The sequence below is a fragment of the Haloarcula salina genome (assembly GCF_049603855.1).
GTDB classification, from domain to species: domain Archaea; phylum Halobacteriota; class Halobacteria; order Halobacteriales; family Haloarculaceae; genus Haloarcula; species Haloarcula salina_A.
Genome location: NZ_CP187146.1, coordinates 1916459 through 1929446, shown reverse-complemented (window position 1 = coordinate 1929446; position 12988 = coordinate 1916459). Strand labels below are relative to the sequence as shown.

Annotated in this window: 15 protein-coding genes; 5 read left to right on the top strand and 10 right to left on the bottom strand. The window is 69.6% G+C overall.

Annotated elements, in window-relative coordinates:
- Positions 1 to 177: 177 nt before the first annotated feature.
- Positions 178 to 2058, bottom strand: coding sequence for a molybdopterin biosynthesis protein (locus tag ACOZ4I_RS09840; protein ID WP_423999005.1), 1881 nt, complete (start codon positions 2056 to 2058; stop codon positions 178 to 180).
- Positions 2055 to 3269: a gephyrin-like molybdotransferase Glp gene (gene glp / locus ACOZ4I_RS09835; RefSeq protein ID WP_423999003.1), complete on the bottom strand. Its 1215-nt coding sequence runs from the start codon at positions 3267 to 3269 to the stop codon at positions 2055 to 2057. Before glp ends, ACOZ4I_RS09840 begins: the two co-directional genes overlap by 4 nt.
- Positions 3270 to 3337: 68 nt before the next feature.
- Between glp and ACOZ4I_RS09830 the strand changes: the two genes are divergently transcribed.
- A complete protein-coding gene (locus tag ACOZ4I_RS09830; RefSeq protein ID WP_423999001.1) occupies positions 3338 to 3496 on the top strand; it encodes a hypothetical protein in 159 nt (52 codons plus the stop codon).
- Between the two features lie 17 nt (positions 3497 to 3513).
- Here the strand turns inward: ACOZ4I_RS09830 and ACOZ4I_RS09825 are convergent, their stop codons facing one another.
- On the bottom strand, positions 3514 to 4134 hold the full coding sequence (locus tag ACOZ4I_RS09825) for a DUF7509 family protein (protein ID WP_423998999.1): 621 nt from the start codon (positions 4132 to 4134) through the stop codon (positions 3514 to 3516).
- A gap of 98 nt (positions 4135 to 4232) precedes the next feature.
- On the opposite strand from ACOZ4I_RS09825, the gene ACOZ4I_RS09820 reads away from it, so the two are divergent.
- On the top strand, positions 4233 to 4643 hold the full coding sequence (locus ACOZ4I_RS09820) for an ArsR/SmtB family transcription factor (protein WP_423998997.1): 411 nt from the start codon (positions 4233 to 4235) through the stop codon (positions 4641 to 4643).
- A 102-nt stretch (positions 4644 to 4745) separates the two neighbouring features.
- Positions 4746 to 5972 carry a tripartite tricarboxylate transporter permease gene (locus ACOZ4I_RS09815; RefSeq protein WP_423998995.1) on the top strand — a complete coding sequence of 409 codons (1227 nt, stop codon included), beginning with the start codon at positions 4746 to 4748 and terminating at the stop codon, positions 5970 to 5972.
- On the opposite strand, the gene corA is transcribed toward ACOZ4I_RS09815, so the two are convergent.
- The 5 genes from corA to ACOZ4I_RS09790 form a co-directional block, all read right to left on the bottom strand.
- Positions 5967 to 6944: a magnesium/cobalt transporter CorA gene (gene corA / locus ACOZ4I_RS09810; RefSeq protein ID WP_423998993.1), complete on the bottom strand. Its 978-nt coding sequence runs from the start codon at positions 6942 to 6944 to the stop codon at positions 5967 to 5969. The two genes, ACOZ4I_RS09815 and corA, sit on opposite strands and share 6 nt — an antisense overlap.
- Entirely contained in the window at positions 6941 to 7111 is a 171-nt protein-coding gene (locus tag ACOZ4I_RS09805; RefSeq protein ID WP_423998991.1) for a hypothetical protein, read from the bottom strand. The genes corA and ACOZ4I_RS09805 overlap by 4 nt, the downstream gene beginning before the upstream one ends.
- A gap of 47 nt (positions 7112 to 7158) precedes the next feature.
- Positions 7159 to 7794, bottom strand: coding sequence for a DUF6517 family protein (locus ACOZ4I_RS09800; protein ID WP_423998989.1), 636 nt, complete (start codon positions 7792 to 7794; stop codon positions 7159 to 7161).
- Positions 7795 to 7863: 69 nt separating this feature from the next.
- Complete coding sequence (cysS, locus tag ACOZ4I_RS09795; protein WP_423998987.1) at positions 7864 to 9342, bottom strand: cysteine--tRNA ligase; 1479 nt, start codon at positions 9340 to 9342, stop codon at positions 7864 to 7866.
- Positions 9343 to 9402: 60 nt separating this feature from the next.
- The gene (locus ACOZ4I_RS09790) at positions 9403 to 9888 is read right to left on the bottom strand and encodes a DUF7523 family protein (protein WP_423998985.1); all 486 of its coding nucleotides are present in this window, start codon (positions 9886 to 9888) and stop codon (positions 9403 to 9405) included.
- A gap of 85 nt (positions 9889 to 9973) precedes the next feature.
- Here ACOZ4I_RS09790 and ACOZ4I_RS09785 point away from each other — a divergent pair, with 85 nt between their 5' ends.
- The gene (locus ACOZ4I_RS09785; RefSeq protein WP_423998983.1) at positions 9974 to 10855 is read left to right on the top strand and encodes a CbiX/SirB N-terminal domain-containing protein; all 882 of its coding nucleotides are present in this window, start codon (positions 9974 to 9976) and stop codon (positions 10853 to 10855) included.
- A 96-nt stretch (positions 10856 to 10951) separates the two neighbouring features.
- Positions 10952 to 12028, top strand: coding sequence for a DR2241 family protein (locus tag ACOZ4I_RS09780; protein WP_423998982.1), 1077 nt, complete (start codon positions 10952 to 10954; stop codon positions 12026 to 12028).
- Between the two features lie 42 nt (positions 12029 to 12070).
- Here ACOZ4I_RS09780 and ACOZ4I_RS09775 read toward each other — a convergent pair whose 3' ends face one another.
- Both ACOZ4I_RS09775 and ACOZ4I_RS09770 read right to left on the bottom strand, forming a co-directional pair.
- Positions 12071 to 12634 (bottom strand): DUF7524 family protein, encoded by a 564-nt coding sequence (locus ACOZ4I_RS09775; RefSeq protein ID WP_423998980.1) that lies wholly within the window; start codon positions 12632 to 12634, stop codon positions 12071 to 12073.
- 101 nt (positions 12635 to 12735) lie between these two features.
- Entirely contained in the window at positions 12736 to 12930 is a 195-nt protein-coding gene (locus tag ACOZ4I_RS09770; protein WP_423998978.1) for a methytransferase partner Trm112, read from the bottom strand.
- Positions 12931 to 12988 lie beyond the last annotated feature (58 nt).

Here is a 12988-nt window from a genome sequence, read left to right as displayed (position 1 = left end):
TATGTACCTATTCAGTTGTATAAAACTCGACTATCGGGATAATTAGACGTAGTGAGGATTATCTGAGATAGTTCGATCCTATCCCCCCACCGTATGGCGGTACCGATGGTGAAAGTACTCTCGGGAGTGTTACTTCTGGACAGAGTCAGTGCTCGGTGGCGCTCGGTACCGACGTCGTCAGCGAGGGTCGAACCCGTCCAGGCCGTCCATCCGCGCTTCGAGGTCGTCGAGTGTCGATTCGAAGCCGGCGACGCTCGGCTTCTCGCGGCGGTCTGGAGCGGCGAGGACACGGACCGACTGGGTTCCGAGCGGGACGAACCCGAGCCCGAGTTTCGTCGCGGTCGTGCGGAGTCCGAGTCCCGCGTCGGCGTCGCCATCTCGAACTTTGCGAGCCGGACTCTCGTGGGCCTTCGCCGTGAGTCCGTAGCCCTCGATATGCTCTGTGAGAGCGGCCCGGTCGACGCCACGCTCGTCGGCAAGCGCGTCGAGCGCGCGGTCGAAACTCCGTCGCAGGCCGGAGCCGCTGTCGCGGTTGACGAACCGGACCGAGTCGTCGACGAGGGCCGAGAGGCCAGTCACGTCGCTCCCGTCGGGGACGACCAGGCCCCACTCGCGCGTCCACCCGCCGATGTCGGTCGCGTCGATTTCGGTGTCGATCGGGCCGGCGACGACGGCCACGTCCGGCACGCCCTCGCCGAGCCGTCGGAGCCCCTCGGCCGTCCCGACCGGGAGATACCGCGGCCGGTCGACCGCGTCGAGCAGGCGCGAGAGCAGCGGGTCGTCCTCGCCCATCCCCAGCAGCGTCGGCGGCCTGACGGCGGGCGAAAACAGCGTCACCTCGACTTCCTCGCCCTCGGCCAGATAATCGGTTCCCGGCGATACGTCCACGAAGCCGTCTGCGTCGACGAGGCTCGTCGTCGCGCCGCTGCCCTTGTCGACGGGGTAGACCAGCGTCGCCCCCGAGCCGTCCTCCACGAGACCGGCGGGTAGCAGGCGTCTGCGGCCCTCGCCGTAGCGCTCTTCGACCGCCATCTGGCCAGTGATGACGGCCGTCTCCGGAGCCGGCAGTCCGGCGGCGTCGCGGAGCGCCGGCGCGACGAACGTCCGGAAGATGGTCAGCGCAGACACCGGGTAGCCCGGCAGGCCGACGTAGGCAGAGTCGCCGATGGTGCCGACCAGCATCGGCTTCCCGGGCTTGATCGCGACGCCGTGGAGGCGGAGGTCGCCGCGCTCTTCGATGACGCGGTAGATCACGTCGACCGCGCTCGCGCTGGTCGACCCCGACGAGAGAACGAGGTCGCACTCGTCGGCGGCCTCGCGGAGGAGCCGTTCCATCTCCTCGAAGTCGTCGCCGGCGTGAGGATACATGACCGGGTCGCCGCCGGCCTCCTCGACGGCGCTCGCGAGCGCGTAGCTGTTCACGTCGTAGATCTGGCCGGCGTCGCTGTCCAGTTCGTCGCCGGGGCGGACCAGCTCGTCGCCGGTCGAGAGGATGGCCACGCGCGGGCGGCCGCGGACCGGGACCTCGTCGACGCCCAGCGCGGAGAGGAGGCCGATTTCTCTGGGCGTGAGCCGCGTCCCGGGCCCGAGCGCTCGCGCGCCGGCCGCGATGTCCGCGCCGGCCAGCATCACGTGGTCGCCGGGCGCGACGGCCGTTCGGACCTCGACGCCGTCGTCGGTCTCGGTCGTCCGCTCGACCATCACCACGGCGTCCGCGCCGGGGGGCATCACCGCGCCGGTCGAGATCTCCGCCGCCGTTCCGGGCTCGACGGTCACGTCGGGCTCCTCGCCCGCGTGGACCACGCCGGCGAGGGACAGCGTCGCCGGGTCGGCCTCGTCCGCGCCGAAGGTGTCCCGGGCCCGCACGGCGTAGCCGTCCATGCTCGCGCGGTCGAATCCGGGCACGTCGATGGCCGCGTCGATCCGCTCGGCCAGGACGCGATCACGGGCCGCGTCGAGCGGGACCGTCTCCGGTTCCGGGGCGATGTCGAGGCCGGCCACGGCGTCCTGGGCCGCCTCGGGCGAGGCGAGGTCGCGGAACTCGCGTCGGTCGCTCACTGTGACCACTCCCAGTGCTCGACCGCGACAGTGGTTCCGCCGTCGTACCCCTCGATTGACTCGGGAACGACGACCCAGCCGTCCGCCAGCGCGACGCTGGAGAGGACGCCCGCGCCGCCGGTGCGTGTCGGCGTCGCGGTCGGCTCCCTCTCGTCGTCCAGTTCGACCCGGGCGAACGTCCGTGTCCCCGGCTCGCTCGCGATCTTCCGGGTGAGTTCGGCCTCGGTCGTCGGCGGGGCGGTCTGGGGGAGGTGGCCCGCACACCGTAGCGCCGGCCGGAGGAACTGGACGGCGTTGACGATACAGGCCACGGGGTAGCCGGGCAGCGTCAGGACCGGCGTCCCCTCGACGACGCCGAGCGCGACTGGGTGGCCGGGCTTCAGGGCGACGCCGTGAACCAGCACCTCGCCGAGGTCGTCGACGACCTCCGGGAGCAGGTCGCGCTCGCCGACGGACGACCCGCCCGTCGTCACGACGAGGTCGTGATCGAGGTCCGCGCTGATGGCGTCTCGGAGCGCGTCGGCGTCGTCGGTTACCACGTCGCGATAGCTCGCCTCGCCGCCCCAGCGCTCGACGTACTGGGCGACGGTCTGGCCGTTCGTCTCGACGACCTCGCCGGGGTCGGGGTCGTCCTGGACCAGTTCCTCCCCGGTCGGGAGCACGCTGACGCGGGGACGCTCGTAGACCTCGACGGCGTCGCGGCCCACGGACTTCACCAGCCCGAGGTCCGACGGGCGGAGCCGGTGGCCCGCCTCGTACAGCGTCTGTCCCTCCGCCACGTCCTCGCCGACCGGCGCGACGTTCTCGCCGCCGGCCACCGCGTCGAACACGGCGACGGAGTCGCCGGTCGCGTCCGTCTCCTCGACCATCACCACGGCGTCGGCCCCCTCGGGGAGTTCGCTCCCCGTGTGGACCCGGGTCGTCGTCCCGGCCGCCACCGCCTCGTCGACTCTGAGATTCGCCGGTGACCGGCGGCTCGCGCCGAACGTGTCCTCTGCCCGCACGGCGTAGCCGTCCATCGCCGCCCGGCGGTAGTGCGGGACCGGGCGTTCCGCGGTGACCGTCGACGCGACCACGCGCTCGTCGGCGTCGCGGAGCGGGACCCGTTCGGTCCGCTCGTGTGGCGTCACAGCCGCCAGCAGCGCCTCCCTCGCCGCCGATACGGGCGTCCGGTCCTTGAAGCCGGCCGACCTGCGTGACTCGTTGCTCATGTTCCTCAGAGCGGTCGCCACACCAAAAAGCTCGCCACGTTTAGGTCCCGTGGCCCCCTCTGTCACCCATGTCCAAGTCGGATCTGTACTGTCGTCTCTGCGGGAACCGGCTGTCGACCGGGCTGGTTGCGACCGACAGCCGGCACTGCTGTCTCAACGCGACGCCCATCGCCGGAGCCTGTCCCGAGCACGGGCCGGTCGGGCCGCACCACGCCGTCGAGCGGTGAGGTAATTGTCGCCTCGCTCAACCGAGGCGGTCGAGATCGCCGCGGCGTTCCCGATGCATGATCTCGGCCGCGAACAGCCGGAGCCGGTCGACGAGTTCCGCCTCGGTCTCGTAGGTCTCGATCCGCAGGTCCCAGCGGACCGACGCCGAGCGGATCATCGCGCTCGTCACGTCGTCTTCGTGGACGAAGACCAGTCGCTCGCCGTGCGACTCCGACAGCGCTTCGAGGACGCTCCCGGCCTCTTCGCCGACGCCGAAGTTGTGTCCGAGGAACGGGAGCACGAACGCCGTCGCGTTGCTACACCGGGCGTACTCGATGCTCTGGGTGACGGCGTCCACGTCGTCGGTGTCCACGTCGATATCGAGCGCTAGAAACGCATTGACGCCGGGGTCCGATCTGAGCGCGCCCTGGACACGTCGCAAGAGCGCCTGCGCCGCGTCGATGTCCTCCCTGTTGCGAAAGAGTTTCCTGAGCGGACCGGGGAGGTCCGCGACCTCGATGTCCCGTCGTTCCTCCTCGCTGAGCACGTAGTTGAGATTGAACGACTTGTACGGCCCCATCAGATAGAAGAGAAAGCGGTCGTACGTGACGGCCCCGACCCGGTCGGTGATGAGATCGCGCGTGATCGCGGTCGACATAGTGTCTCGTATCGCACACGAATATATAAAAGAACGTGTTTTCAGCGTTTATCGGCTTGATAACTGCTAAGAGTGCCCCGCTCGTACGACAGGACGAGATGGCCACGGATCACACGCGTCCGTTCGACGGGGAGTTCCCGGACGACCCGTCCGAACTGTTGCCCGACGACAGCGTGCTCTCTCTCGACGAGTACCTGGCGATGCACGCCGCCGTCGGCCACCGGACTCGATACGAGGTCCTCTACCGGCTGGTTCACGGCGGCGAGACGAGTCCGACGGAACTGGCGGCCGCGATGGAGATCGACGACAGCACGCTCCACTACCACCTCAACGAACTCGTCGACGCCGGCCTCGTCGAGAAACGCCAGCGGACGGAGCGGGACCGGGACGGCCTGTACACGTACTACCGGGCGACCGTCTTCGGCGAGGTGACGCTCTCCGACGGGGTCGACGAACTGATCCGCGGCGAACGGACGTTCGACGAGCTGTACGACAGTTCGGCCGAGTGAGGACGGTCGTTCCGGCGGAGTGACGCGAACGCGATAGTGAGCGACCGCTGTCTCCCCGTCCCGTGCTGACCTTCAAATACGGGGAGGCGGCGACGACCCGGTATGCTCCCGGTGACGCCGACCGTCGATTTCGCGGGGACGCTCGCCCTCCTCCTCGCCGTCGGCGGCGGCGTCGCGCTGGGCACCGTCAGCGGGCTCGTCCCGGGCCTGCACGCCAACACGTTCGCGCTCCTGCTCGCCGCCACCGCGAGCGCGCTCCCGGGGCCCCGGCTCTACGTCGGCGTCGCGATGCTCGCTGCCGGGGTCACCCACACCTTCCTCGACGTGGTCCCGGCGCTGGCACTCGGTGTCCCCGACCCCGCGATGGCGGCCGGTGCGCTCCCGAGCCACCGCCTCGTCATCGAAGGCCGGGGTCGCGAGGCGCTCCGCCTGTCGGCGCTGGGAAGCGGACTCGCGGTGGCGTTCGCCGCTCCCCTGGCCGTACCGCTGACGATGGCGATGGAAGCGCTGTACCCGCTGCTCCAGCGCTGGCTCTCGGTAGTTCTGCTGGGAATCGCCGCTCTACTCGTGGTCACTGAACGGGGGCTCCGTCGGAAGGTGGGCGCGTGCTGTTCGCTCGCCGCGAGCGGGCTGCTCGGGATCGCGTTGCTCGACGCGCCCGTCTCCGGACCGCTGCCGGTCTCTGACGTGCTGGTCCCGCTGTTCTCGGGGCTGTTCGGCGCGCCGGTGCTGCTCGCCGCGCTGGAGGGGGCCGGTGTCCCGGCCCAGGCCGACGCGGCGGTGACCACGCCGCCGCGAACGGTCCTCGCGCTCGCCGGCGTCGGGACGCTCTGTGGCGGCGCGGTCGGCTATCTCCCCGGCGTGTCGAGCGCCGTCGCCGCCACGCTGGCGCTCGGCCTCGTCGCCGACGGCGGGCCGCGGGCGTTCGTCGTGACGACGAGCGGCGTCAACACGGCGACGGCAGTGTTCGCGCTCTTCGCGCTGATCGCGCTCGGAACGCCGCGAACGGGCGTCCTCGTGGCGCTCGACCGCGCAGCCGTTCCGCTCGTCCTGCCGGCGCTGCTCGCGGCGGTCGTCGTCGCAGCGGCGGCCGGCGCGGTGCTCGTTCCCGTTCTCGGCGACCGCTACCTCCGGACGGTCGGCCGGCTGGACCCGCGCTGGCTCTCGCTGTCCGTCGTCTGCTTGCTCGTCTGTCTCTCGGCGCTCTTCGCCGGACTCCTCGGCGTGGGGGCCTTCGGGGCGGCGACTGCGGTGGGCCACCTGCCGCCCCGCTTTGGCTCCCGGCGGGCCGCGCTGATGGGGGTGTTGCTCGTCCCGCTGGCGCTATAGGTAGCCGCGCTGGCGGAAGTGAGCGAGGAGGACGGCGACGATGAGCCCCATCCCGAGCATGACTGCGGGGTAGGCCAGTGGCCACCCCAGTTCCGGCATGTTGTAGGGGCTGTCGGCGAAGTTCATGCCGTAGACGCCGACGACGAACGTCAGCGGGATGAAGATCGTCGCGACGACGGTGAGCACCTTCATGACCTCGTTCGTCGACTGCGAGACGGTGTTCAGGTAGATGTCGCGCGCGCCGGCAACCAGATCGCGGTAGGTCTCGGTCAGGTCGACGATCTGGACGAGGTGGTCGTACACGTCGCGGAAGTACTTCTCCGTCTGGGGCTGGATCTGGTCGGGGTCGCCGCGGGCCAGGACGCCGACCGCCTCGCGGGCCGGCCAGACCTGCTTGCGGAACGACAGCAGGTCCCGACGCACGTCGTTGATGCGTTCGAGCGTCTCGATGTCGGTCGAGACGGTCACCTCCTCCTCGATGGCCTCGATGTCCGTCTCGACCTCGTCGAGCAGGTCGAAGTACGCGTCGACGATGACGTCGATGACCCGGTAGGCGGTGAAGTCCGGGCCGCGGTGAAGGAGGCGTTCGTCGCCGCGGGCGGCGGCGTCCATCACTCGCTTGACGGGCCGCACCTCGCCCGTCGAGAGCGTGACGACCCAGTCGCGGCCGACGAACACGCCGAGCGGCGTCGTCCTGACCTCCTTGTCGAAAGTCGTGTCGCCGGCGGTGAGCGACGCGGACTTGACGAGGACGAAGGTGTAGGCATCGAACTCCTGGACCTTCGCTCGAACGTCGTTCTGTACGTCCTCGACGGAGAGCGGGTGGAGGTCGAACGCAGACCGGACTGCGTCGATCTCCTCGGCGTTCGCGTTCCCGACGTGGACCCACGTGGTCCCCACCGCCGTCCGGGCGGCCGTCAGATCGTCGTACTCCTCGGCGTGTCTGTCCGCATACACCAGTGCGGAGATCACGTCGATCCCTCCGTCGGCGTGGAGTATCCCACGGCGGCCACCGTCAGCCCGACCATGACCGCCGTCACCGACAGCGAGCGGCCCGGATAGGCGGCGACGACGCCGAGCAGGTAGCCCGCGATACCCGCGAGCGTCAGTCCCGCGCCCGCGGCGAACACCCGATTCATGACTCCGCTATCGCCGGCCCGAGAGAAAACAGTGTCCCACGCGGCGCTCAGTTCCCCGAGTGGGTGAGCCCGGACAGGAGCGTGTCGACCCGACCCTCCTCGTCGACCTCCTCGGGGTAGACGGCGACCGCGATGACTACGTCGCCCTCGTGTTCGAAGCTCGCGAGGTGGACCAGTACGTCGACCTCCTGACCCTCGATGGTAGTGGTCCCCGAGAACACCGAGACTTCGCGGGAGTCACCGAGCGTCTGGACCGTCCGGTTGCGCTCGAACTGGACGTCGCTGACGCCGCGGCTCCGGCTCGCCACTTCCCGGACGAGCCGCTGGTTCGACCAGCTCGCCGCGGGGTTCAGCGACTGCCCGGCAACGCTGGCGCTCGGCGTCGAGAGCACCATGAACTGGCCCGCGGTGACCTCGCCGACCGGCCCCAGTTCCATCCCGCGCTGGTACTGCCGGATGTGGTTCGTGATGCGGACCGTTCGCTCTTGCCCGGCGACGGTCACGGTCCGCTCGATGGTCGATTCGTTCGCGACCGTCTCCTCGTAGCCGGTCTCCTCGAGTGCGCCGTCGCCGACTGCCGCCGGCGAGGACTCGAAGGTCAGTGTCTCTCCGGTCAACAGGCTCGAACAGCCGGCCGACACGACGAGTAGCCCGATCAGTACCGATAGTATCCCCTTGCGCATCGTACCCCTACCGAGTGTATGCGAGGGGAAAAGGATGTCTGCCGTTAGTGACGGTGTAGAAACAGGTCCTCAGATACGGTACGTCGGCCCGTCGTCGGTGTCCTGCACCTCGACGCCGAGGGCCTCCAGTTCGTCCCGGAGGTCGTCGGCGCGGTCGTAGTTGCCCGCCGCGCGCTCGCGCTCGCGGAGTTCGAGCACGAGGTCGATCACGTCGCCGGCGAGCGAGACGTCGCCGCCGTCCTCGTCGCCGAAGGACAGCCCCAGCACCCCGCCGCCGAACGCCTCGAAGGTCTCGACGGCGCGCCGGAGGCCCCGGTAGTCGTACTCCTCGTGGTCGTCGACGTGCGTGTTGACCGCGGCGGTCAGGTCGAGCAGCGCCGTCGTCGCCTCGCGAGTGTTGAAGTCGTCGTTCATCGCGGCCTCGAAGTCGTCTCGGGCGGCGTCGACGGCATCCCGGAGCGTCTCGTCAGTCATTTTCGCGTAGGCGTCCACGTCGTCGCAGGCCGCCACGGCGCGCTCGTAGCCCCGCGAGAGGCGGTCCCAGCGCTCGCGTGCCTCGGCGATGGTCTCGTCGCTGTAGGTGGCCCGCGAGGTGTAGGCCGTCGACAGCAGGAAGGTTCGGAGCACGTCGGGGCCGAACTCATCGACGGCGTCGCTGACGGTGAAGTAGTTCCCCAGCGATGAGGACATCTTCTCGTCGTCGGTCTCCAGCAGGCGGACGTGGAGCCAGTACTTCGCGAACTGCTCGCCGGTCGCGGCCTCGCTCTGGGCCACCTCGTTCTCGTGGTGCGGGAAGACGAGGTCCTGTCCGCCGACGTGGATGTCGATGGACTCGTCGAGATGTGTCATCGACATGGCCGAGCACTCGATGTGCCAGCCCGGCCGGCCCTCGCCCCACGGCGAGTCCCACGTCTGGGCGGTCGCGCAGGCCTCCTCGGCCGGTGCGGCCCCGGGGTGCTGGTGGTCGGCGATGTCTTCGGGCGCGACGCCGTCGGCCTTCCAGAGCGCGAAGTCCGCGGGGTGGCGCTTTTCCCCCTCGCTCTCCTCGCCCTGGGACTCGATGTCCTCGACGGACTGGTTCGAGAGCTTCCCGTAGTCCTCGAAGCTGGTCACGTCGAAGTAGACGGAGCCGTTGGCCTCGTAAGCGTGGCCCTGGTCGAGCAGGCGCTCGACGAGGTCGATGATCTCGGGGACGTGCTCGGAGACGCGGGGGTACACCTCGGCGCGGTCGAGGTTGAGCGAGCGCATGTCCTCGATGACCTGGCGGACGTAGTGGCGGGCTACTTCGGCCTCGCTGTCGCCGTCCTCGCCGACGCGAGCGACGATCTTCTCGTTCACGTCGGTGAAGTTCTCGACGTGGCGGACGTCGTAGCCGAGCCAGTCGAGCCAGCGGCACATCACGTCGACGTGGACCCAGCCGCGGGCGTGGCCGAGGTGCGGCGGGTCGGAGGTCGTCAGGCCGCAGTAGTACAGCAGAACGGAGTCGGGGTCGCGTGGCTCGAACGGCTCTTTCTCGCCGGTCAGCGTGTTCGTCACGCGTAGCGTCATTGTCGAACGAGACTGCGCCGGGCCGCTTCAAGGCGTCGGAACGGCTCGTCGGTCCCCGACTCACCGGCCGACCGCGCCCTCGACGACACGGAGCGCGTCGGGCCCGTCGCGGCGCGTGACGACGACGACGAGCGACGCTTCGGTGACGCCGGCCGCCTCGACGGACACGTCGGCGGCCCGCAATCGGCCGAGCACGTCCCCCAGTGCCGCCGGACCGAGGTCGCCGGTGGCGACGATACCGGTCAGCGAGCCGGCGTCCGCCGCGAACCGGGCGTCGCCGACAGCAAGCACCCACTCGTCGGTCGACTCGGCGGCGTCCGTTCGACCCAGCCCGCTTTGCATCGACACCCGAGCGTCCGCGTCGTGGGGCGGACCGTCGGGCAGTTCTTCGGCGAAGCGTCTGAGAGCGGTCGCGATGGCCTCCTCATCGCCGTCCACGTCGAGCGTGCGCGCGGCGGCGGTGTAGTTGACGACGCCGGCCCGGAGCGCGTCGTAGAGGACGGGGCGCTCGCGGACGGCCTCGCGGGTGGCGGCTGCGAGTGACATATCCGAAGCCGCGAGCCCGGCGGATAAAAACGTGCCCAGATGCCGCCAGCGAAGGCCCTAAGACCGGCTCGTCCCAACCGAGCGTATGGACCACGCGCTCGTCATCGCGGCCCACGGCTCCCACCTGAACGCCGAGTCGAGTACGCCGACCTACGACCACGCGGACACCATCCGTGCGACCGGCGCGTTCGCCGAGGTGCGCGAGTCGTTCTGGAAGGAAGAGCCGTCGTTCCGGGAGGTCCTGCGGACCGTCGACGCCGACGAGGTGTATCTCGTCCCGCTGTTCATCTCCGAGGGCTACTTCACCGAGCAGGTCATCCCGCGGGAGTTCCGCCTCGACGGCTGGGACCCCGAACTGTGGGACTCCGACGGCACGAGCGCCACGAACGCGACGCTGACCGCCGCCGACACGGGCCAGACCGTCCATTACTGCGGCCCGGTCGGGACCCACGACACGATGAGCGACGTCATCGTCCAGCGGGCCCAGTCCGTCACGGGTAATTCCGACGTGGGCGAGGGGTTCGGCCTGGCCGTCGTCGGCCACGGGACCGAGCGCAACGAGAACTCCGCGAAGGCCATCCAGTACCACGCGGACCGCATCCGCGAGCGCGACCGCTTCGACGAGGTCCAGTCCCTGTTCATGGACGAGGAGCCGGAGGTCGACGACGTGACGGATCACTTCGAGAGCGACGACATCGTCGTCGTCCCGCTGTTCATCGCCGACGGCTTCCACACGCAGGAGGATATCCCGGAAGACATGGGGCTGACCGACGACTACCGGACCGGCTACGACGTGCCGACGACCGTCGACGGTCACGACATCTGGTACGCCGGAGCCGTCGGCACGGAGCCGCTGATGGCCGACGTGGTACTGGAGCGCGCCGCCGACGCGGGGGCCGACGTGAGCGCCGCCATCGAGCAGGTCCGCGAGGAGACCGGCGGCGCGCGGCCGGCGACCGGCGACTGAGACGGTCCGCTGTCCGTCCGCCGGGCCACGTCGCCAGCTCCCGGCAGCACGAGGCGGAACCAGCCGACTTTTGCCCGCCGAGCCCCGATTTCGGGTATGGACGGCGAGTACGTGGACGCGCTGGTGGACACCGCCCCGGACGGTATCGACTTCGACGACCTCCACGTGGACCGCGAGCCCGACGGCTACACGTTCCGAACGCCCGAGACGGAGCGAAGCGGCATCGACGAGGAGACGCTCCGGGAGGCGGCAACGGACTCGCCGTACGTCCGCAACTGGTACTTCTGGCACGCCGTCGCCCCGCAGAAAGACGACCGCTGGGCGTTCCTCCGCTGGCTCGAAGGCGCCGACGAGCGCGGCGTCGCCGAGCGGTACGACGCGCTGGCCGACGGCGTCGCGGCGACGTGGGGCCAGCTCCACCTGCGCGTCGCGCTGACCGACGGTGCGCGACGGTACCAGGTCCGCCACGTGGCCGACGCCGAGACGGATTCGGACGACCTCGACGCGTACGACGATCCGCTCGACGCGCGCGAGATCGCCAAACACGACGACGACGGGCAGTATCGCCCGCTCAAGACCGCGCCGTCCCTGCGGACCGGCTGGGCGTTTCCCGGCCTGACCGCCGACGAGCTCGTCGCGACCGTCGACGCGTTCTACCCGGCGACAGTCACGAACTGGCACCGCGAGCGCGAGGGCGACCTCGACGTGAGCCACTGGCGCGACACCGTCTCCCGGCAGACGGGCATCTACGGCGTCATCGACACCTGGGACCGCGGCGACGGCCACGAGCACGTCGACTGGGTCGCCGAGGCCTGCTGTGACGACTCCCAGTGTCTCAAGCGCCGCGAGTGGCAGTACGACGACGAGACGGACCTCGACGTGGATGGCGGGTCGGGCGCGTTCCCCTGTCGCGAGCCCTGTTCGCTGGTCATCGCCGCGGCCCGCAAGTGGACGAAGCTCGAAGGCGAGGAGACGCGGACCTACGAGTTCGAACTGACGCCGAGCGAGAAGGAGCAACTCGAAGCGGTCATCGACGCCGTCGCCGACGGCGAGGCCGACGACATCCGCGAGGCGGACATCTACGAGGGGGCGAACCGCTACCGCGTGCGGTATCTCCGCGCGAAGCTGTTCGACGATGACGGGAACCTCGCTGGCGTGGAGACGGACGACTGAGCGGGTGCGGCGGTGGGAAGGGTCTCGCGCGGCGGTCCGCGCTCACTGCACGACGGCGAGATACAGCGCACCCAGCACGCCGGCCACGGCGACCAGTGCGCCGAGGGTGAGAAGGAGATTACTGGTGAGTGCCAGCGTCAGCAGGCCGACGACGAGCGCGACGATGCCGCCACCGGCGGCGAACAGCGTCTCGGTCGATAGCACCTCCAGGAGCGGTTCGGACTCTGTCTCGGTCTTCGGCTGGGGCTTCGCCAGGTCCTCGTCGACGATGACCGGTTCGTTCTCGGGCCCGCCCTCGGGGACGACGATGTCGACGTACCGCGTCTCAGCGCCGTAGGCGGTCACGATCTTGAGCTTCCCGCGGACCGGTCCGTCATCGTGGACGGTCACGCGGATACGGCGCTCGCTGTCGGCCTCGATGTGGTGGTTCGCGGCGTCGATGGACGCGACCGACGAGAGCGCGTCGTCGAGGTGGAGATGGACGTGGAGGGACTCGCCGTGGTTCACGATGTCCACGTCGAAACTCCCTGTCGCGTCGAACTCGTGTGGGACCTCCAGGCTGTGGATACCGGTCCGATTGACGTGCACGGGCAGGGAGTCAGGCACGGACCTGTCTGCACGGGGCGAGGAGAAAAAGGTTCATACTGTTGACTGTCTTGCTTCGAACCGATTGTCGCCCCCGGAGCGGAGGAGCGCAGTCCCCGGCCCTATGCCGGTGCTTCGTCGCGCATGTCCGGCGGGAGCAGGTTCGGGATGCCGTCCTCGATGGGGAACACCTCGCCGCACTCGGTACAGACCAGTTCGCCCGAGATGATCTCGCCGTCCTCGCGCTCGGTCACGTCCAGGTCGAGGTCGTGTTTGTCCAGAGGGCAGCAGATAATCTCCATCAGGTCCTCTTTCATACGCTGGGCCAGGTCCGGCGGTCGCAAAAGTCTGCCGCTCTCCCGTGACTCGTGGCCG